We start from the raw sequence: 20,768 nt of genomic DNA, 5'->3' as shown, positions 1-20,768 counted from the left end.
TACCCATTTTTTTCATAAATTAATTTCATTACTTCTTAAACACATGCATTTTAATCTCCCCCCCATATTGTTAACCTAATATTAATGTTATACTACGAATGTATATTCGTCAAGCATTTTTTTGTAATTGTTTACTTAATTTTGTATTTATTCCAATGGAAAGAGATTGAACTTGAATTATCTCTACAAGGTCGCAAATTTGATTGACATAAAATTATGTGAATTGTATAATAATTATTATAAAATAATACTTGGAAAATATATTTTTATATGAGAAATAAGTCAATATATAAATATATATAGAATTTTATGCAATTTTAAAGCAAAAATTTATTTATACTTTTGCATAATATGAATGATAGGGGCGAATTAGTGTGAGTGAACAAACTGTATATCAGTATGCAAAATTTGATTTTTTAAAAAAATTTCTTTTTACTTCTAAAGTTAACAAACAACTTAAATATTGCAAAAACATTGAATCATATTTACTTAGCAATGATTATTTAAAAAAACTGGACAGTAGATTAAACTTAATAATCTCTGATGGATTTAGCAGTGAGGTAAAAAATAGTTACTTCTTATATAAGGGCTATACCCAGGATGGGAGTTTAACTCCTTTACAAAAATATACTGTTATTGATGGAGAAGTAAAAAAACACATTGATGTGATTAATCATGGCATTATTATTATAGATTTATATGAAGAAAGCATATACCTACATAGCTATCTTAAAAACAGCAACTATATAACAGGCTATTTAATTAAAGAAGAAACAACCTCTGAAACAAACAAAACTTTAATTTTCAGCAATGAAAAAATTAAAATAAATATCAAGAATATTAATACATCTGATACCATTCTTGTAGTTGATGATTTTATAAATAAATTTATCATATAGAAAAGCCCTCCGAATAGGAGAGCTTTTTTTTATATTCTGAATACATAATCCCAAACTCCACACAAAACATAGTAGATGCATATATATTCAGTGAAAACAAAATGAACTGTGCTGTTATTTATGTTGAACCTCTGTATATAAGAATGACTTTTGTAGAATACTAAGGATAAATTCTGAGAAATTATGGAGATGTTATTATTGGCTTCTAAAAAAAATTCATTACTAATTGTGATGTTGTCGTTGATAACATTGTTATTTTTTAGTTTTCTACCTCTAACTAATATCCAAAATGTTATTGCTACAAATATAACACTAGATAATGAAACATCAAATGAGAAACGAGGAACACCACATTATGATTATATTATAGGAAAGGATCACTGGCCTCATTACCGTGTATTCTTTTGGGTTCCTAAAAGTGCTACCCATTTTACACCTTATGCTGATAGCGGAGTTAATACAAACGTTTCAGAACATGGTGATGCTTCAAAGTGGTCCGTAGTTGTTACACCCGAAGTAAAAGATGATAGAAAATTAGTGTTCATATATGTACCTAAAACCTTTGTTTTTCTATATGGAAATAACTTTGAGGATGTTATACATTTAAACTATTATTAGTTTTTAGGTATTTACTATCCATAGGAGATTACCGCAAGTTATCCTATGGATTTAACGACATTATATTTAAGACCTAATAGAATTTCTTTTTCTTTTTGTGTATTAATTTTATAATCTTCTATGAAATCCATGTTCTCTTTCCTTTTTTCATTTTTTGAAATTATATATCTACCATAAATGACTGATGTTCCATCTTCGCCTAGCTTCCGCATCCCCAGTTTATGTGTTCCCATAAACTAGGCGACTGACACAACTCCTTTCCAACAAATGGATGAACGAAGGAATCCGTTTGTTGGTTGCTAACAGCGTTTGGAAGTGAAATAGGACAAACTTTATTGCTAATACATTCGAGTATCTTTTGTTTATTAATACCTTGTTTGGATATAATTTAGAAAGAAGAATATATATAGTAGAATATTTGCTAACATTAAAACATATAATCTATATAATTCTAAATGAAAAAAACATATTAATTATTATTAATAGGAAAGGATGTTGACTTTATGCTTAAATTTATAATTATTTCAATTATATTATCTATTATGTATATTTTATTAGGTAGCTTAATGCATGCAGCAGGTAAGGATACTCCTGTAATGCCAGATATTAACCATAACGAGTATAAATGTAAAAATAATTAACTTAGGCCTTTTGTCTTAGTAAATCTCTTAAACACTTAAATAAGTGCCTTTACCAGGCCTCGTATTATCTAATATGTCAAATATATCTGTAGTTATTATATATCTACCAAGTATAGCTACAATTGATGGTGGTACCTCTACTTGTAGTTTTTCTGACGTTATACTTTCGCTCTATTGAAAGCTCTTTATTCCTCGGTCTTCCTGACTTTTCTTCCTATATATATAGTCCTTCTAGACACAAAAATGCTCCCCTTAAAGGAGGCCGCTGAAAAAAGCACTCTTTATTTAGTAGAGTTTTCAAGCTTGAATAGAAAAAGCATGAGATATTCATATTTTGGATATCTCATGCTTTTTATTTTATAATTAAGTTTTAAAAGCCCTATTTCATGCTTTTCAACTTAATTATTCTCTTTAGATTCACAGTGAAGATTGATAATGCACCTTGAATTTGCATACTAATTAAGCCTGACGATATTGCTACATCATAGCTATGTTGGTGCTTAAGTTCACTGTTTTTAGCCTCTATCATATAACGTTCCCTAGCTCGTTTTTTAAAATATTCACTTTTTTCGAACTCTATTTGATCTTTGTGAGTATTTGACTTTATTGAAACTGAATAAGTTTTAGATTTAGCGCCTTCTTTATAACACCCATCTTTATGAACACAATTTTTACACTTTTCTACATTAAAATAGTAGGTTAGCACTTGATTTTTACCAACATTCTTCTTTCCCTGTTTTGCTTTTTTAATAGCCATATGACCTGCCGGACATACAAATAAACCAGCATCTTTATTAAACTCAAATTCATCTTCTTTTTTTCGCATTCCTTGTGAAATTACAGGATTTAGTCTTGAAATTAATGCAATTTTATTTTCTTTTGTATATTCTAGGTTTTTCTTTTCAGAATAAGCTGTATCTCCAATTACTTCATTTACATCTATACCAGCCTCACGGCTTTTTTCTATTAAGGTTATGAGCTCCTTTCCATCACTTTTTTCGCCAGTTGTAATAACAGCTGCTGTAATTAAACGTTCTTCACTCATAGCAAGGTGTGATTTATATCCAAAAAAAGAACTATCCTCAGTTTTATGCCCCACTTTTGCATCCTCATCTTTTGATATTTTTAGATTTTCTAAGTCATCATTAATAGCTTCCATTAAGTAGTTTAATTTAGTTTTCACAGCTGGATTTGCTGCAGTTTCTGGCTTCTCATTTATGGTATCAATTAATAATTTGCAGTACTCAAGAATATCTTCAAGTACTCCAGTTGTAACTTTATTAGGTAACTCTTCTTTAATACCAGGATGTACTCCGTACAATGTTTTTCTTAAGTTTTTTGCACGTTTCAATAATTCCTCGCTTGCTGACTTTTGGTTATAACGTGACTTGGTATGCGTAGCATCAACTATTATTGCTTTACTTTTTAAAACTCCCTCTTTTATAGCAAGTTCTACAGTCTTGTTTATTAATAAATCCAATAAATTCATGTCTTTAAGGCGAAGCTTTCTAAATTTAGTTAGTGTACTTGAGTTTATTAAATTTGTTTCTTCTGGGGCTAAATTTAGAAAATATTTAAAGGACATGTCATAAAGAGTTCTTTCAACAACATCTTCATCAGACAATTCATATATTACTTTCAAAAGTAAATATTTAAATAGCATTATGGGGTTAATAGCACCTCTACCCATAGATGAACTATAGTTAATCATCAATTCGTCATAAACAAATGAAAAGTCAACAAGGTCATTAATTTGCTTTAAAATGTTATCTTTCGGAATAATTAACGAATATAAGCTATGGTATGTATTTATTTTTATTTCCAATTGTCCTTTTAGCATAATAGTTTAGCCCCTTTTATTTTATTCTACTATACTAATTCGACATATCTTTTAAAATTCCTTTTTGTTTTTTAGTCTTTTATATAAAAAAATCGCCATCTTTAATTAGATGACGATTTTTTTATATAGTTTTTCAGTGGCCTCCCTTAAAGTAGACAGATTTTTATTTTTTAATCTGTCTACTTTAGGGGGAGCATATCAATGCCTACTCAATAGGTCACATTATAAAAATTATAGCCTAACGGATATTTATTTTATTTTTTATTAGATACATTTCTAGTTTCATAGCAGCCCCAGCACTATCAATAATGACATCCTTAACATGAGCTCCCCTTCCAGGCACAAAAACTTGGTGCACTTCATCACCTATGGCAAAAAGGATACAAATAAGTAATCAAATACTACACGCTGTATTTCTTCTTAATGCATTTATCATTAGTGTGCCAAGAACTAAATAAACAAAGAAGTGGGCATTTTCCCTACTAAGTAATCAAATTTTATTATTAATTTTAGTATTAGGATTAGCTTTCTTTATTGCTTTTATATCAATCTTTGTTATTCCAAAGCTCAGCTGGCATGACTTAAAAATAAGCGCCACCCAAAGAATAACAGCTATCTAAGATAAAATTCTATGCATTTTGTTACTCCTTCTCAAACCACTAATCATTCCTACACATATCCGTTGCCGTAGCGGGTCATGAAGTGACCCAATTTCTCTCACTAACTACTTTTCATTACTACAAGCTATTTCTTCGTATAAATTACTAAAGTTATCATTATGCTTTAAAGTTTGAAGATACTCCATGAATGGAACTTTTAACCCATCTCTTTTTAAAGCAAACTCTACTGTTGCCTCAAGAAACCCTAATTTATCCCCTACATCATATCTACGTCCTTCAAATATGTATGCATACATATCTTGCTGAGATATTAACGTCTTTAGAGCATCCGTTAACTGAATTTCCCCACCTTTACCAGGTTTCGTGTTATCTAATATATCAAATATCTCAGGAGTTATTATGTATCTACCAAGTATGGCTACATTTGAAGGTGCTACATCTACTTGTGGTTTTTCAACAAGGTTATTTACCTTGTATACTCTATCACTAATTTGAATTCCATCAACTATTCCATATTTATCAACATTTGCCTTAGCTACTTCTTGAACCCCTAATATTGATACTTGTTTCTCGTCATAACAATCTATAAGTTGCTTTAAACACGGAGTTTTAGCATCAACTATATCATCACCTAGCATGACAGCAAAAGGTTCATTGCCTACAAATGTTCTGGCACAATTTATAGCATGTCCCAGTCCTTTAGGTTCCTTTTGTCTTATAAAGTGTATATTTACCATGTTCGATATATCTCTAACCTGCTTAAGCATGTCATCTTTATGTTTATTTTCTAATTCTAATTCTAATTCCACTGATTTATCAAAGTGATCTTCAATAGACTTTTTATTTCTTCCTGTAATAATTAATATTTCTTCTATACCTGCAGCAACAGCTTCCTCTATAATATATTGCATCGTAGGCTTATCAACTATAGGTAACATCTCTTTAGGTAATGCCTTTGTGGCAGGTAGAAACCTCGTTCCAAGTCCTGCTGCTGGTATAATAGCTTTTTTAACTCTCATATAAATCTCTCCTTTTCACATTTTTAACCAAGTACCCGTCACCCTACTGAGGAGCGCCGCCGACGAGCTTGCTACTTCTATAAGCTTCGTAGTTATCCCCTCTGGCCATCCCCAAATTTTTTATCTCTATTTTTTTCACATTCTTCCAACTTCTTACACTCTAAATCTGCATCAAAAGTCCCATCGTCTCCCAGCTTTCGTATATACCATTTTATCGCAACGGTCTGATTCCTTACAGGGTTTGGAAGTAAATCGGACAATCTCTGTTACTAATTCCCAGAGTAGCCTTGCAAGTGGCTCTCCTTAATCTAAATACTAATCTGAATCAATAATATAAATAACACTTTGACTTATACTATATATATTTTTTACAATTCTACCGTTAAAATCTACCGCCTTAGTCTTATTACTAAGTAGCTCAATATTTATTGTATGCCTTTTTCCTGTTGTCCATAATGCATAGGCTACCTTATCTGCTTTTTTAAACATAAGAATATAATCAGAATCCTGTCCATTATTTATCCTTTTTACAAATTTATAATTTTTAAGAACAGTAGTTAATGTTGTAATGGCATTATAAGCGTCTTTAGGTTCTAAATCATTATAAACACATCCAAAATTATGCTCAGCATTTTTTTTGTCAACACCATCGTCCTTCCAATCATACCAAATAGTTAAATTTATTCCACACATTAAGTTAGTTAAATATTCCCTGACACAGTATTGAGCTTGCTTTGTTTCATCTAATGCTTGCCAAGTGGTTGAATATCCCCACTCACCACAAAATAGTTGTATACCTTCTTTATGCGGGTATTTGTTTATTAGATCCTTTATTTTATTATAATCGCCAATAACTGTTTCAGGATTACGTTGTCTATACGGATGTACACTTACAGCATCTATATATTTAAAAAAGTTGCTTTCACCTAAATACCCTAAATACTTGTAATCCATACTAGCCACCGCAGGTGCAACTATAAATGCGTTACTATCTGCAAACCTTATTGCAGTTATAGTATCCATTGCAAGTTTATAATAATTCTCTACACTAATCTTAGGTGTCCAAGATCTTTTATTTGGCTCATTCCATATTTCCCACATTATAGACTTTCCTTTATAATGTTTCACAGCTTCCCTTGCAAAATCAGCAAATGCTTGCCTTCCTTGTTCTGAATAAGGAGCTAATCCATTATCATATAGTACATTACTATAATCTAATATAAAGAGAATATTCATTTTATTTTTATTCATTTCATCCACAAGTTTATCATATTTTGAAAAATCATAAACTCCTCTACTTTTCTCTATATTCCTCCAAAAAATATCCATCCGTACAGTTTTGAACCCCGCATTATAAATTTTTTTTGTTTCATTAAGTTTAGAATTTACAAAATGTATATTTACACCTATTGAATTTTGCACTTCATTGCCCACAACAGGAATACTATCAACTTCAAAGCTCTTCTCATTTGATTCAATACCAGTTTTAATTAACGTACAAAAGATGAATACCATCAAAATAGCACATAATGTGATAGATACCTTTTTCATCTAATTATCACCCAAATGTTCTCTCAAAGCTTCCTTCCAGTCTCGAGTAGCATCCCCTGTAGTTAATTCCAACATATAATTTCTAAGCACTAAACATTCATATCGTTTTGATACTGCTGCTAAGTTTTTAGATCCTATTGTATTTATCTTATGCGTCATATATATTTCTGTCTCACTCTTATCGACAGCTGTAAGTGCAGCACGGTTTATAATTACATCTGGTTTATTTTCATTTGCACAACTATATACCTCATTACCGTTTGCTATTTCTAAACTCAATTTGCCCGTAATTATTAAATCAATTCCCTTTTTCTCTTTATATTGCCTAGCTACCTCTCTACCTAGCTGACAATTAGCTCCTGTAATTAATGTTTTAATAGTTCATTCACCTCTTTCTGTTCTAATTGTTAATTAAACCAAAAAAACCTATATGGTAAAACACCTGATATATTATCATTTAGTTGAACTAGCATAGGAATAGCAGTTATAATCGTTAGAGCATAATATAGGATGTGCTTCACTCTTCCAGAATTACTAATAATTAAAGGTATATAAATAATAATAAACAAAGAAAAATATATTTCAATACGACTTATTAATAAATTATTGTAGAATACAATCCCTATCACCACTGCTATTGTCAGTATTGCAGACAAAAGATATAATTCATCTTTAACTGGAAAATCAATATGCTTTTTATACTTTAAAATAATCATACATAATATAACAATTGACAGATAGAGTAATGTAACAATTACTTTCCTGCCTTGGCCTGTATCTGATATAGAAACTATTCCATCATTAAGGTATATTGAATACCTTGGGAATAAAACTAAAAATATATTTAGCACTTTGTCATATAAAAACATTGCAATTGTAGTTATAATAGCTAGTATATATATTTTTAAATTAGACCATCTTATTTTCTTTAATGGATATAATAATAAGGCTACAATTGCAGTATTGTGTACCAATATAGCTGTAATAACAAGCGCTAGGAATTTTTTTATGTTATTGTTTTTTAAATAGTAATATGAATTTGCAATTAAAACCACAGCTATAAATTGTCTTGAAATATTAAAACTTTTAAAATAAAAATATAGGGTAATATAATAATAAACTGACATTACTACATTCGATGAATTTTTATATATAAATGATCCTACACCAGCAATTATAATTATGCTATTAAAAACTGTTATCCACTGGGAATTATTAAATAAAAGCGAAACAGCCTTATTATAGACTGCATATAATGGCGCTGATTTTGTAACATTAAATATATCATTTGTATAATATATTTGTTTAAATAAATTACTATATAGTTCTGTATCAGTCCCAACGCTTGTACACCTTAAAGCCATAATTAAACCAAGATGAATACAAGTTATAATTATAAAAATCTTGTTACTTTTCTTTTTATTTCCATATTTACTTGTTGCATATAAACTTGAGAAAATACCATAACACATAACAATGAATATATTCGCTAAATAAAATACCATATTAGCCCCCCATTTATTGATGGTTCTTACTGTTTTTTTTTTAATAAAAAAAATAATGGAAATTATTTCATTTGACTCTATTATATCTATTTTAATTTTTTATTTCAATTAATTACTCACGCTGTTCGGCATTCTCCAAATATACTTTGCAAACCCGAATATTTACTATTTTTTCATTTTTCTACATATTGTTTAAACAGTATTGGTGCTGTATCAGATCCAACTGGAAACTAACAAAACTTATATTTATTTCGTCTAGCTTGCTTCCATTTGTATTATTGTCCTTATAATGTTAACTTAAGCTCAATTAAGACAGACCTAAAAATACCTCTGTAAGGAAAAAAACTATTCCCACATCAAACAATGGAAAAACAATACAAAGTTTACATTATCCATACCCAGTAGAGCTATGCTATCTTTATCTCGAAAGATATAATTCGATTGATTAGTAATTGATCCTATTTTTTTAGTTGTTGCTGTTGTAATAGAAACTTGATTACATATTTTATCTAAGAATTGCGCTTGGAAACTTATATTCAAATTTCCACTAGCTCCTATATAAGAAATACTCACCATTTATATAATATTCCCTGTTTAATTCTATAGGCTTCGGTAATAATTTTGAGCCAATTGGAATCTACTGTACATGTTAGTTTTACTGCTCTAGCCTTTCGACAATATATCTATCTTAGCTACTCTGTTTAGTACGGACTATATTTGCAGTAGATTCGTCATCACCAATTACAACTATACCTTAGTGTTTTAACCTAGATTATTTTCTATAATACATTCACAGCTTTGAATCGCAACATTGCTTTGCTTCGTCATTTGCAAGCATAGATACTTTTGGTACTCTATACCTCATTATGACCGCTCTAATAATAGCTTCTTCACAATGTCCTCTTAGTTTTTGCCTACATACAGTTACCCGTTTTCATTGGCTAAAGTTAATCACTTCTATGGATTAATATGCCACTCGCACTATAGCTTATCTCCCTTGTGTTCCCATATATTTGAACTTACCTATTTAATATGATAGTACAGGTTTCTCTTGATAGGCCTACCTGCCTAAATGTGAACACATCCATCTTAACTAATAAAGTTCAGCCTATCTGCTCAGCAAACACGCTGCGACATGCCAAATTAGAAAGTAGGCAAACTTTTTATAACTTCCCCCTTCTCAGTATTTTTATAATTTTACTTTATATACTTTTGCTCGAGCCAAAAACAAAACTACGACATAGATTACTATAACCATAATACCATACACAATTAGCGCCGCTAAATTGTTATATATCGGAAATTTATTTTTTATGATTAACGTTATTATAGTTGATATTGAAGCTGATACTAAGACTTTGCTGTTTTCTATAAATAAATTTTTCTTAGAAAAGTTCATACCATAACATTTCTTGAACCTAATTATAATACTAATAAAAGAGAATATCGCCGCAATTGATGTCCCTATTGCTATTCCATATATTCCAATAAATTTTGATAAGATTACACTAAATACAATATTAATAATACTTGCACTTACACTATTATAAAATGTTTTTTTGGTGTCACCTTTAGCATAAAAATATCTATAAGTTACATCTCTCATAACATTCATAGGTAAACCTATCATAAATGAAATACCGCATAAATAAACTATAGTAGTTAGTGAAGTATCAAAATTACCTCTTTGATACAGTAATGCGATCCCTTCTTTACCTACTACTATAAATCCTGAAACTACTAATAGCATAATACAATTAAATAATATAAAATAATCAAAAAGGCGCCTTTGACTATCTGATTTTTTTATACTCTCTGTTATTTTGGGATAAATATAAGTTATAAGATTTGCTACTAAAAGCATATTTATCATCGACATTATATTACTAGAATATGTAAGTGTAGATATCTGCCCCTCCCCTAGTCTAGACGCAATCATAGAATCAATCAATAAAGATATTTGATATAACCCCGAACTAAAAACTGTAGGCAAAAAAACTTTAAACATTGGAATTAAATCTTTATCCTTTAATTTAACAATTAACTTATACTTAAACCCACCTTTGACTGCAAGATATATCTGCAGAATTGTATTTATTAAACTAGTAATTAAAATATATAATACATATTGATAAATAGTTAATTCTTTATTTATTAGTATAAGAAATGCTAACAATACTGTTGTTAGCAAAGTCAATACTTTAGGAACATTATATTTTCCATTGCATTGAAAAATCGCATTGGTAACTCCAAGTATTGTATTAAAAAATCTACTTAATATTGTTATAAACATTACGTTACATGTTATTATTACAAATTCATCTGACCCTATAGAAAAAGTTGTTAATATATATTTCATTCCTAAAATAACTATAATCATAATTAAAATTGATAATAAGTATACAATAGATATAAAATTATTTATAGTATTTCTATCCTTTTTATTAATAATTGCAGGAATTAAAACAGTAGTAATTCCTGTGCCAATAAAGCTAAAAATAAAAGTTCCAATACTATTAGCAAAATTATATGCATCCATTTGAACTGTAGCACCAAATTTAGATGCTATGATTGACATCTGTACTAAAATAATAGCTTGAGTAATTAGTGTTAACAACACCATTGTAGATAGTTGACTATATGCATTTTTATTAGAACTCATTTTCCACACTCTCTTTTATTTATAAACTTAAATTATCGACTAATAATTTATCTAACATATTAAACTGGTTTTCTGAATCCTTTAAAATGTATTTATTTAACATTTTATTATTATTAATTACTCTATTAATATCCTCAAACTTTAAATCATTTATATTCTGTATATATTTAAAATTATTATCTAATCCAATATCTTTTAATACATTATATGTCTTATCGCTATAGATAATTGGATATAATCCCTGATTAAATACCTGGGAAAGTATACAAGCATGAAATCTAGTTCCAATAATATTTTCCATTGATTTAAATTTATTAATAAATTTATCTATATCGCCATCATAATTGATAACATTTATAGCGTATTTATATTTATCGTCTATTAAAGATATTATTTTATTGATTTCTGCTAAATCTCCTTGATCTTCACAAAAAGAATAAAAATAAATTTCCTTCCCATTCTCTATAAATTTCCAAGCAATCTCTGCAATTTTTTCTCTATATTCTTTTTCATAATTTTTTAATTTAGCTCTGCTAGATAAATCTATAACAGATATTCCTACTGTGTCCTTTATCTTATCAACCTCTTTTGTTTTTAACTGAAATACTATGTCTGGTTCCTTTCTAACTGTTGTCAAGTTCTTAAACAAATCATATGAATATTGATCTCTAAAACACACATCTGTTAATTGAGTAAATATTTTATTATATTTCAGTTTAAACTCTTCTCTGTCAAATGGTCCAAAATTTGCACCTATTACATATTTAGGTTTGCCTTTGAATATTTTTAAATTTCTTTCCCACCTTTTATATTGTCTTTTCGAATTTACACCTTGCATAAATATTGAACCTCCAATATATATGAGTGCATCAAATGACCTGTAATATATTCTATCTAAATTCAATATACTAAGCATTTCTCTAGTAATTATATTTTTCACTTTTAAGTTAATGTCTTTTGAAAATATTTCTTGATACTTTTTATCTGATGTGTATACATACCATTCAATGTTTTTATATCTATCAAAAAGTATTTTCAAAAATAAATCATCACCAAAATTACGTTTTAAATATGCTGTAACTAAAATTTTCTTCATTATTTCATCCCCTTATCCTTGTATCCTATCTATTAAGTTATATGGCCATTATTCTTCTCTAAACAAGTAAATATAATAAGTTTAAAGACCAACTATATGTCCCTTGAAAGAGATTGATATTTGTTATGCGGGTTGTCTCATAGATTAAAAAAAGTATTAATTAAGTGAAATCATTGCACTAAATTTCTATCTACGAGCCTTAACTAATACACTAGTTACCAACAAATCAATATATCTTATAGCCATTAGATTGCTTTTCAAAGTAGCTATAGATCACATCACTATATAAAATTCATCCTAAATTTGAAAATCAATTAAAATTAACGGGTTACCGCAAAGAACCTCAGGTACAAAAATCTGCGTGTTATTTTAATTCAATAGAAAAATTTTATATGGCACGACACCTAATATATTGTTACTTAATTGAACTCTTATAGGACTCTACTGCTTTGTTATAAATCACATAAAACGGAGCTGATTTTATCCCACTGAAAATATCTTCTTCATAATATATTTGATTAACCATATAACAATATAGTTTTGTATCCAACATCTATATCGCTAATGCATACCGGGATAATTGATCGCTTAAATCATCCTTTACATTTACATAAATCACTGTATTTACCTGTACTCATTACTGAATTTTAAAATATAGAATCAATAATGCTTTTTAATTTAAAAAGTGTAAACAATAAATAAGCCTTATTTTTTTTTGCCATCCAAAGTATTATTTTTTCATCAAACTTAAAAAAGCTCGTAATCGGTTTGTTTAAGGCAGTTTGGTATATACTCTCATTTAGCATTAGTCTAATTTCACGAATTTTTTTTTGCAAACTATTTGTATTCTCACGGTGAATAAACTTGCAATCAAAACTTCTTGCAATGCAAGAACAAACCATTCTCATATAACATAAATCAAATGCTTCCCTATAATCTTTTTCATATAAGGAAGCATAAAAGGACTCTAATATATTTCTATTAATATCACAAATATTAAAATGATAACTTCTAATAGCAGACGATTTATCTACTCTATAATGATTAAAATATCGGTTAATCATTATAACCCTATTTACCTTTTCAAAACAACACAAATTAAAAAATGCATCTTCTGATATAACAAGTTTTTCATTAAATAATATTTTATTTTTCTTAATCAATTCTGTCTTGTAAAGTTTTGCCCATACTCCTCTGATTGCTCCAACAGAAGTATTGTTAACTCGTTTATCATACTCTGGCGCAACGGTATCCAATGCAAGCATTTTCATATCATTAAAATTCGAATTATACCTGACTAATGGACTTGGATATATTTCATCTCTTTTGACTTGTCCTCTTGAGGTCTCATAATAATGATTCCATGCTAATATATCAACATCATTGTTTTCACTATAGTTAACAACATACTCAAGTGTATCATAATCAATCCAATCATCTGAATCAAGAAACATTAACCACTTTCCAGTTATAATTTTTAATCCTGCATTTCTTGCAGAAGAAACCCCACCATTTTTTTTATGTACTACTTTAATACGATTGTCCTTCTTGGCATACATGTCACATACCATACCCAAATTATTTTTAGATCCATCATCAACAATAATAATTTCTATTTCTTTCATTGTCTGCTTCATTAAGCTTTCTATACAGGTTTTAAGATACTTTTCCGGCACATTATATACCGGAACAATAACACTTACCAAAATTTCCATTTCATACACTCCAATACATTCTACTACTTCTTTAAAAATATTTTTACTATCTTTTTCATTTGCTTATAGATTCCTAATTGATAACTAGTTTGTCTTGCAAATCGTTCTGCCTTTACCCTTAATGTTTGCGAAAAATATTTATTTAACAAATCTTTTCCATCCATCTTTTGCATATCCGCAATGAATTGTTCTCTTTTATAACTTACCTCAACCGGATAGAACATTTCTTTCACCCCATCAATTGCTTTATCTACATCAATAGAACAGGATATTACTTCATCTTTAAGTAAATCTAAAAGTTTTTCTCCTTTTTCTGAGTGTATAATCATTCTGGTAGTTCCTTTATCATCATCCATGCCCTTATCAAAGACATCTACTGAAAAACAATCCCAGATAGTAAAATCACTAATTCGATATCTTTTCTTAAATTTGCATTGGTGACATGACGGTCTGACACAAATACCGGAAAAGAATGCTCTGAGCCATTGATCCGACTCAACCCCACTATGATACTCCTTCATATCTGAGCAGATGGTCATTGTAGAATACTTATATCCGAAATGTTTATCCCTAAACATGACCTTGTTAATTTTAGTACCCATCTCCACTTTCTTCATATCTAAATACTTTTTCCACAACAACGGTGATGGAACTGCACGACAAACTACATCTACTGTAATTAGATTATCATATTCTTTTCCAAGATAACATTTAAGGCCTTCTATCTGACAAGGAGTACCACTAAAGCAAACCATTCTATTGTTAGTCAAAAAATGCTTTGCTTTACTAAATGTATCTCCAATTTGGCTTTGGACATATTTACTGTTTCGAAATTTCTTTAAATCTTCCTCTGTTTCAACATATGTATGCTTTACTACATAATTCTCATCAAACCCTGCACCAAAAACCACCCCCCCACGCCTTAAAACATGATTAGCTATGGCAGTAAAAGCTCCACCAGAGGTACTTTCTCTTCTGATTTGATCATCCTTACTCTGAATAAGAAAGGCTTTTTGATCATGTTTTTCTTCAGAAGTCGGGTTAATAATTGGGCAACTATGCTCACAAATATTACACTTAATGCAGACCGATTTATTTACTTTTGGATATAAGAAACCTTCTTTATCCATTTGCATAGTAATGCAATTTTTAGGACATATATTAGCGCATGAACCACACCCACTACAATTTTCTTTTCTAGTTATTTCAATCATTACCTTAATTCCTCCGAATCTCTTCTAGTGCATTTAAAATAAATTGTTTGGATTCGTTTCGAAATACTTCAAGTTTTTCATTCACTTTATCATAGTCAATCCGCATCTTCATACATTTCGGAACGTCTTCATTTGCTTTTAATAATCGTTCTTCCAATCCTAAACGACTAAGGAGTGTATCTAATCTAGTATTTGTCGATGCCGAATTACTTTTAGTGAATCTTCTAAAAGTAAAAAATAATTTCCTGTTCAGTATCGAAAAAATACTTCCATGAAAAGAATCCGTAAATACATATTCAGCATTTCTTATCAAATTTACAAACTCACCTGGCCCTACATCATAAGGGGCTATATCTGCAAATTCACAATCGCTTTTTATGTACTCATCATTATGCAGTAAAGCCACTATCTTAAACCCAGTAGCTACTTTAAGGTTCTTAACAAATGCCCTTTGCTCCGGATTATTCCCTAAGAAGTAACAAAAAATATATTTTTCATCAATGATTCTTTCATTTTTTTGGATATCCATCCACTGCTCGGCAGTAAATAAAAGTGTTGGGTCACAAACCACTTCACATTTTCTATTTGCTAGCTGTTCTACTATTTTTTGGCCTGTCTGTTCTCTAACAGAAATATAATCAATTCTTTTCAAAAAATTTTCAGCTTTTTCCTTCTGATATTCAGGAAGATATGTAACGCCAAAACTGGTCGCATAAGAAATTTTTGGCACGTTGTCTGGAACAAATGTTAAAGTATAATAATCAGCATCTATGTTTGCTGGAGTCCACAACTGGTCACTTCCAACTATAATTGCTGAATAATCTTTACAAGCTTTTGATAATTCATCCTTGGAATCATACGGCCTAGATACTTTAAAATATTGATTGCCAAATGCCTCAAACATTCTGTTTCTAGTCGCAATCTGATTCCCAAAGGTGCTTTTTTTAAATTTTCGTTGCAGCGAACGCTTTACAGAATTCATTCTTCCTTTAAACATATCTTGATCAGTAATATTACGAAGATAAAACTTTAATTTTGATAAGGTAATTTCTTTACTGATCCCCGCTATATTAATAGTTTCATTATCAATATTCAGTTCATCAAAATACTTCTGAGTAGCATAAGCCTGTAATTGGCTACCATAATTTTTTTGGAAATAACAAGATACAATCCCTAATTTTTTCATATATTTCTCCATCCTATCTATTTTATTTTACTTTGCTTAAATAAATTCACTTTATCATACAATCTATTATATTTAGTTTCTTATCAACTTGAATTGCTATGACAAATTTCTAATTTTAGTTCTCAAACCGTTCCCGTTTTCTATCTTTTCTCTATGTATATCATATACTACCCTTCAACAGCGAATATATTTTACAAACCTATTACTCTTTATTGAACGTAATCTTTAACATAGTCTAATCTTCTTTATAATGCTTTATTTTGTTGACTTGTAGTTTTCATTACATTTTTAAATGAATTGTTTTTATCCCTTTGTTTAATAATTTCCATATATAAATCCTGATGCTCTTTCACAACTCTCTTTATATTAAACTTATTATTAACCACTTCATATCCATTAGTAATATATTTTTCACATAAAGTTACGTCGTTTTTTAATTTAATAATGTGATTCACAAAATCGTTTATATTATTATTTTCAATTAGTTCTCCATTAAAACCATCTTCAACAACATATGGTATTCCACCTACATTTGAGGCTATTATAGGTTTTCCCATTGCCATATACTCAGCTAACACTAATCCAAACCCTTCCCATTTTGAAGTTAAAATCCCAATATCAAATATTGATATGTATTTAGCTACCTCATTTGTCCATCCTGTTATCACAACCTTGTCTTTTAATTTTTTCTTTTCTATAATTCCTTGTATTTCTTCTTTTAAATCCCCATCTCCAACAAGTATAAAATAAGCATTTTCAAATGTACGAGATATCTTTTCTGCTATGCTTATAAATGTTTCCGGAGATTTTTGTTTTGTTATTCTTCCAACCATTCCTATTACAAAAGCATTTTGAGGTATATTTAATTTTGATAACACATCATTTCTAATATACATTCTATTATATTTAATTAAGTCAATCCCATTATATATAGTAATCATTTTATCTTCTTTTGCTATTTTATATTTAATAGCTAGTTTTTTTTCACCATCTGATATATTTATTATTTTTGCTGTATATCTAGCACAGATACGTTCAATAAAAGCATATATCGTTTTTTTCATTTTACTAGTATCCATAGAAAATGACCACCCATGCGCATTATAAACGCATGGAACCTTACTTCCAACAGCAGCGATCCTTCCAATTACCCCCGCTTTACTACTATGGACATGTATTATATCAGGATTAATGCTTTTTATATATCCTTTAATCTTTATATAAGCCTTTAAATCAAAAAATAATGACATATTCCTTTTCATGTTAACAACATGAACTTTTACACCTAATTTCTCCATTTCTTCTATCATTGACGGATAGTTTGGACAAATAATTTCCACTTCAAAATGCTCTTTATCTATATGAGAAAAAAACATTTTTAAATATTCCTCAACCCCCCCATTTGATTGAGTTATATGAAGAATTCTTCTTTTTTTCATGAATTGCCTCCTAACATATCTTAACTAGTGATAATTTGACTGTCTACTAACAAATCATATTATCACTTTCAATTCTCAACTAATCCTTACCTTGCCCCCTCATCCCCAAACAGCACTCCCACCGTTTTGAAGATAAGACTTATATCTATCCATGTATTTCTTTCTTCTATATACTCAACATCCATTTCCATCCACTCTTTAAAGCTAATATCACTTCTACCCCTAACCTGCCAATAGCAGGTTAGCCCTGGTTTTGCAATTAACCTTAGTTTTTGGAAAGATGTAAACTGTGTTACTTCTTTTGGCAGGCTTGGTCTCGGTCCCACAAGTGACATGTCTCCCTTTAATATATTAAATAGCTGAGGTAACTCATCTATACTTGTCTTTCTTATAAAGCTTCCTATTTTAGTTACTCTTGGATCTTCTTTCATCTTAAACATAGGTCCTGACATTTCATTTTTTGTTTTGAGCTTGTCCAAAAGACATTCTGCATCCATGCACATAGATCTAAACTTATACATTTTAAATTGCGTACCATCTTGTCCAACTCTACACTGACCAAAAAAAACAGGTCCCTTTGAATCGAGTTTTATCCAAATGCCAACAATAATCATCACTGGGCTTAGAAGTATTACCCCACATAAAGCACCTATAATATCAATTATTCTTTTAATTATAAAATATCCTACGCTTTTGTCATACTCGCGGACAATCTCCGCCTGTGTAACTTTTGAATTTCTTTCTAATTCTTGCATTTATGTTCCCACCCCCATTTTATTTTCCCAAAATTTCTATCTCCCCAAATAACAAGCAAATTGCCAATTAGAATTCTTCCAATTTCTACAAAATGTACCGCACCTTATTGTATAACTTTGTAAGTTTTATGTCAAATTTTAAACTCACCACTTCATTGATTTACTGTTCGCATACTCCGAAATACATCAAATCATTACTTATTTTACAGTTTTTGAAAAACGAAATTACCTTTAAATCGTTGTATATCAATGGTTTTTCATTCTACATCTATCGACCTTATACATTATTTTATAATCCTTTCACTTTATATATTGTAAAAAACCGGTCAATTTATTATCATTTCTTTTATATGATTAAATCCCCTATTAACATACAATTTTATACATTTAAATCTAATTTAACCACATAATTGATTATACCATAAAATTCACACTGTTTTCCCCATTATTTTCACAATAAAACAAGAATGCTAAGACTTTTGATAAAATCCTAGCATTCTTATTAGCTTTCATATAGATTCATCCTAAAACGTTGTTGCCTTGTTCTTTCTTAGCTCTTATATATTATTTTTCAAAACTCCGCACAAAATTTCAGAGCAGCATATATATTTAGTGAAAATAAAATAAAAGGAAGGAGTGATCAACATGGCAGTTGTATCTACAAAGGTATCAAGCGCACTAAAACTCACTATGAAAGTAGGGGTCGATATCGATGGTAATGACAAATTCGCAACAAAAACACTAGGTAATTTAAAAGTTACTGCAGTGGATGAGGACATTTTTGCAATAGGAAAAGCAATATCTAACATTAAAACTTATCCATTATTTACACTAGACAGACAAGACCAATTTAGCTTGGTTATGGAATAGTTTTTCAACTTAAAATTTAGAGTTAAATTAAATAATTAAAAGGAGGAAAAGACATATGCATAAATTAGTTATGAGATTTTTAACATCAATAGAAGGTAAATATTTCACTTTAACCGTAGATGACATTAAAGCTGATGAAAAGGGAGTGCCAACTATAAAAGAAGCTGAGGTAAATGCTCTTATGGATCTAGTTATTGCAAAGAACATTTTTGCATCAGCCAGTGGCAGCTTAACAGGCAAGAAAGATGCTAAAGTAGTTACTACTGATACTAATGAAATTGAAGTAGCATAGTAAAATTATCACCTGAGGTGAAAAAGCTTACAAATATATTTAAGAAACCTATAGAAAACAATTAGATAAAGCATATATATTATCTATAGCGGTGAGGGAGGTAATGCACTATGTATGATGCATTTATTAAACTGGTTAATACAGTTGGCTTCCCTATAAGTGTGAGTATATATTTATGTGCGACTTGTTGCTAGACAATACTGAGCGAGGGTTCAGAACAAAACTAGCCTAATTTAGAAATAAATTAGAACTATTATCATGATAGGTAGAATGATAGGGTAACGCCTTGAAATGCCTCCCTAAAACTACGATTAGCGTTTTAGTAGGTGAATACTAAAGGGTTAAAAGCTCGTTGAAGTCGGCTGAGATAGTACCCTAACAAATCCGATAGGATGTTGAGGAATAGCGAACCAGAGGTGGTCGAGTACTAAATAGGCCGGGGGTCTATAAAATATCTATGGTTAGTATGATACTAAGTATCTGACAAAATTGGGAATGTACAGGTCTAAAATATGAATACTCATAACTGGGTATACCACTACAGTGGGATAAGTGAGGACTAGTAAAATTATAGGTTATGAAAATCCTTATAGTGTTAAAGGCACTATCAAGCTTATAGGCTTAATCCAATGACCTAAGGATATATGCAAAGATAATGATAATGGAACAAGGTAAGCTGAGAATACGGAGATTTTACCGTCTTTGAAGTAGTAATAAGGAAAACAGCATAAAGCTGTACAACTTATTTTTATCTCAGTAAAGTGGTGCCACAGTACCGATAAAACCTTGATAATAAGGGGTGGAGGGATAGGCACTAGACAATTTGTTATTTGAAAATTAAATACT

The 20,768-nt window shown here is 29.7% G+C and carries 21 protein-coding genes and 1 pseudogene; 5 read left to right on the top strand and 17 right to left on the bottom strand.

Annotated features, from left to right (window positions below; genetic code table 11):
• Nucleotides 1-374 precede the first annotated feature (374 nt).
• Both ACWJJ2_RS16125 and ACWJJ2_RS16120 read left to right on the top strand, forming a co-directional pair.
• Nucleotides 375-899, top strand: coding sequence for a hypothetical protein (locus tag ACWJJ2_RS16125; protein WP_220319851.1), 525 nt, complete (start codon nt 375-377; stop codon nt 897-899).
• 198 nt (nt 900-1,097) lie between these two features.
• A complete protein-coding gene (locus ACWJJ2_RS16120; protein ID WP_462953525.1) occupies nt 1,098-1,517 on the top strand; it encodes a hypothetical protein in 420 nt (139 codons plus the stop codon).
• 38 nt (nt 1,518-1,555) lie between these two features.
• Here ACWJJ2_RS16120 and ACWJJ2_RS16115 read toward each other — a convergent pair whose 3' ends face one another.
• Nucleotides 1,556-1,750, bottom strand: coding sequence for a hypothetical protein (locus ACWJJ2_RS16115; protein ID WP_462953524.1), 195 nt, complete (start codon nt 1,748-1,750; stop codon nt 1,556-1,558).
• A gap of 270 nt (nt 1,751-2,020) precedes the next feature.
• Between ACWJJ2_RS16115 and ACWJJ2_RS16110 the strand changes: the two genes are divergently transcribed.
• Nucleotides 2,021-2,158 (top strand): hypothetical protein, encoded by a 138-nt coding sequence (locus ACWJJ2_RS16110; protein ID WP_462953523.1) that lies wholly within the window; start codon nt 2,021-2,023, stop codon nt 2,156-2,158.
• A gap of 45 nt (nt 2,159-2,203) precedes the next feature.
• Here ACWJJ2_RS16110 and ACWJJ2_RS16105 read toward each other — a convergent pair.
• The 16 genes and pseudogenes from ACWJJ2_RS16105 to ACWJJ2_RS16030 all read right to left on the bottom strand — a co-directional run.
• A pseudogene (locus ACWJJ2_RS16105) lies at nt 2,204-2,311 on the bottom strand (UTP--glucose-1-phosphate uridylyltransferase); the annotation flags it as partial.
• Nucleotides 2,312-2,537: 226 nt separating this feature from the next.
• Nucleotides 2,538-3,998 (bottom strand): IS1182 family transposase, encoded by a 1,461-nt coding sequence (locus tag ACWJJ2_RS16100; protein WP_462952569.1) that lies wholly within the window; start codon nt 3,996-3,998, stop codon nt 2,538-2,540.
• Nucleotides 3,999-4,236: 238 nt separating this feature from the next.
• A complete protein-coding gene (locus tag ACWJJ2_RS16095) occupies nt 4,237-4,356 on the bottom strand; it encodes a VanZ family protein (RefSeq protein WP_462953522.1) in 120 nt (39 codons plus the stop codon).
• A 366-nt stretch (nt 4,357-4,722) separates the two neighbouring features.
• Nucleotides 4,723-5,637 (bottom strand): UTP--glucose-1-phosphate uridylyltransferase GalU, encoded by a 915-nt coding sequence (galU, locus tag ACWJJ2_RS16090; RefSeq protein ID WP_462953521.1) that lies wholly within the window; start codon nt 5,635-5,637, stop codon nt 4,723-4,725.
• Nucleotides 5,638-5,729: 92 nt separating this feature from the next.
• A complete protein-coding gene (locus ACWJJ2_RS16085) occupies nt 5,730-5,897 on the bottom strand; it encodes a hypothetical protein (RefSeq protein WP_462953520.1) in 168 nt (55 codons plus the stop codon).
• Nucleotides 5,898-5,952: 55 nt separating this feature from the next.
• The gene (locus tag ACWJJ2_RS16080; RefSeq protein WP_462953519.1) at nt 5,953-7,188 is read right to left on the bottom strand and encodes a glycoside hydrolase family 5 protein; all 1,236 of its coding nucleotides are present in this window, start codon (nt 7,186-7,188) and stop codon (nt 5,953-5,955) included.
• Nucleotides 7,189-7,554 carry a sugar nucleotide-binding protein gene (locus ACWJJ2_RS16075; RefSeq protein WP_462954351.1) on the bottom strand — a complete coding sequence of 122 codons (366 nt, stop codon included), beginning with the start codon at nt 7,552-7,554 and terminating at the stop codon, nt 7,189-7,191.
• A gap of 41 nt (nt 7,555-7,595) precedes the next feature.
• A complete protein-coding gene (locus ACWJJ2_RS16070) occupies nt 7,596-8,693 on the bottom strand; it encodes an EpsG family protein (protein ID WP_462953518.1) in 1,098 nt (365 codons plus the stop codon).
• 345 nt (nt 8,694-9,038) lie between these two features.
• Complete coding sequence (locus ACWJJ2_RS16065; protein WP_462953517.1) at nt 9,039-9,269, bottom strand: hypothetical protein; 231 nt, start codon at nt 9,267-9,269, stop codon at nt 9,039-9,041.
• A gap of 613 nt (nt 9,270-9,882) precedes the next feature.
• Nucleotides 9,883-11,355 carry a lipid II flippase MurJ gene (locus ACWJJ2_RS16060; RefSeq protein ID WP_462953516.1) on the bottom strand — a complete coding sequence of 491 codons (1,473 nt, stop codon included), beginning with the start codon at nt 11,353-11,355 and terminating at the stop codon, nt 9,883-9,885.
• A gap of 19 nt (nt 11,356-11,374) precedes the next feature.
• Nucleotides 11,375-12,451 (bottom strand): polysaccharide pyruvyl transferase family protein, encoded by a 1,077-nt coding sequence (locus ACWJJ2_RS16055; RefSeq protein ID WP_462953515.1) that lies wholly within the window; start codon nt 12,449-12,451, stop codon nt 11,375-11,377.
• Nucleotides 12,452-13,098: 647 nt separating this feature from the next.
• Nucleotides 13,099-14,166, bottom strand: a complete 1,068-nt coding sequence (locus ACWJJ2_RS16050) for a glycosyltransferase family 2 protein (protein WP_462953514.1) — start codon at nt 14,164-14,166, stop codon at nt 13,099-13,101.
• Nucleotides 14,167-14,189: 23 nt separating this feature from the next.
• Nucleotides 14,190-15,380 carry a Coenzyme F420 hydrogenase/dehydrogenase, beta subunit C-terminal domain gene (locus tag ACWJJ2_RS16045; RefSeq protein ID WP_462953513.1) on the bottom strand — a complete coding sequence of 397 codons (1,191 nt, stop codon included), beginning with the start codon at nt 15,378-15,380 and terminating at the stop codon, nt 14,190-14,192.
• 4 nt (nt 15,381-15,384) lie between these two features.
• Nucleotides 15,385-16,578, bottom strand: a complete 1,194-nt coding sequence (locus tag ACWJJ2_RS16040; RefSeq protein WP_462953512.1) for a polysaccharide pyruvyl transferase family protein — start codon at nt 16,576-16,578, stop codon at nt 15,385-15,387.
• Between the two features lie 233 nt (nt 16,579-16,811).
• The gene (locus tag ACWJJ2_RS16035) at nt 16,812-18,005 is read right to left on the bottom strand and encodes a glycosyltransferase family 4 protein (protein WP_462953511.1); all 1,194 of its coding nucleotides are present in this window, start codon (nt 18,003-18,005) and stop codon (nt 16,812-16,814) included.
• Between the two features lie 86 nt (nt 18,006-18,091).
• Complete coding sequence (locus tag ACWJJ2_RS16030) at nt 18,092-18,760, bottom strand: sugar transferase (RefSeq protein ID WP_462953510.1); 669 nt, start codon at nt 18,758-18,760, stop codon at nt 18,092-18,094.
• Between the two features lie 645 nt (nt 18,761-19,405).
• Between ACWJJ2_RS16030 and ACWJJ2_RS16025 the strand changes: the two genes are divergently transcribed.
• Together ACWJJ2_RS16025 and ACWJJ2_RS16020 are read left to right on the top strand one after the other, a co-directional pair.
• Complete coding sequence (locus tag ACWJJ2_RS16025; protein ID WP_216303881.1) at nt 19,406-19,630, top strand: DUF1659 domain-containing protein; 225 nt, start codon at nt 19,406-19,408, stop codon at nt 19,628-19,630.
• Between the two features lie 55 nt (nt 19,631-19,685).
• Nucleotides 19,686-19,922 (top strand): DUF2922 domain-containing protein, encoded by a 237-nt coding sequence (locus ACWJJ2_RS16020; RefSeq protein WP_220319832.1) that lies wholly within the window; start codon nt 19,686-19,688, stop codon nt 19,920-19,922.
• The last annotated feature ends 846 nt before the right edge of the window (nt 19,923-20,768 follow it).

The organism is Clostridium sp. CM039, from assembly GCF_055081075.1.
This window is presented reverse-complemented; position numbering and strand designations above follow the sequence as displayed.

Coding starts and splice junctions, on each gene's coding strand:
- ACWJJ2_RS16115 (WP_462953524.1), bottom strand. CDS start 1,750: ATGGGAACACATAAACTGGGGATGCGGAAGCTAGGCGAAGATGGAACA.
- ACWJJ2_RS16110 (WP_462953523.1), top strand. CDS start 2,021: ATGCTTAAATTTATAATTATTTCAATTATATTATCTATTATGTATATT.
- ACWJJ2_RS16100 (WP_462952569.1), bottom strand. CDS start 3,998: ATGCTAAAAGGACAATTGGAAATAAAAATAAATACATACCATAGCTTA.
- galU (WP_462953521.1), bottom strand. CDS start 5,637: ATGAGAGTTAAAAAAGCTATTATACCAGCAGCAGGACTTGGAACGAGG.
- ACWJJ2_RS16080 (WP_462953519.1), bottom strand. CDS start 7,188: ATGAAAAAGGTATCTATCACATTATGTGCTATTTTGATGGTATTCATC.
- ACWJJ2_RS16070 (WP_462953518.1), bottom strand. CDS start 8,693: ATGGTATTTTATTTAGCGAATATATTCATTGTTATGTGTTATGGTATT.
- ACWJJ2_RS16065 (WP_462953517.1), bottom strand. CDS start 9,269: ATGGTGAGTATTTCTTATATAGGAGCTAGTGGAAATTTGAATATAAGT.
- ACWJJ2_RS16060 (WP_462953516.1), bottom strand. CDS start 11,355: ATGAGTTCTAATAAAAATGCATATAGTCAACTATCTACAATGGTGTTG.
- ACWJJ2_RS16055 (WP_462953515.1), bottom strand. CDS start 12,451: ATGAAGAAAATTTTAGTTACAGCATATTTAAAACGTAATTTTGGTGAT.
- ACWJJ2_RS16050 (WP_462953514.1), bottom strand. CDS start 14,166: ATGGAAATTTTGGTAAGTGTTATTGTTCCGGTATATAATGTGCCGGAA.
- ACWJJ2_RS16045 (WP_462953513.1), bottom strand. CDS start 15,380: ATGATTGAAATAACTAGAAAAGAAAATTGTAGTGGGTGTGGTTCATGC.
- ACWJJ2_RS16040 (WP_462953512.1), bottom strand. CDS start 16,578: ATGGAGAAATATATGAAAAAATTAGGGATTGTATCTTGTTATTTCCAA.
- ACWJJ2_RS16035 (WP_462953511.1), bottom strand. CDS start 18,005: ATGAAAAAAAGAAGAATTCTTCATATAACTCAATCAAATGGGGGGGTT.
- ACWJJ2_RS16030 (WP_462953510.1), bottom strand. CDS start 18,760: ATGCAAGAATTAGAAAGAAATTCAAAAGTTACACAGGCGGAGATTGTC.
- ACWJJ2_RS16025 (WP_216303881.1), top strand. CDS start 19,406: ATGGCAGTTGTATCTACAAAGGTATCAAGCGCACTAAAACTCACTATG.
- ACWJJ2_RS16020 (WP_220319832.1), top strand. CDS start 19,686: ATGCATAAATTAGTTATGAGATTTTTAACATCAATAGAAGGTAAATAT.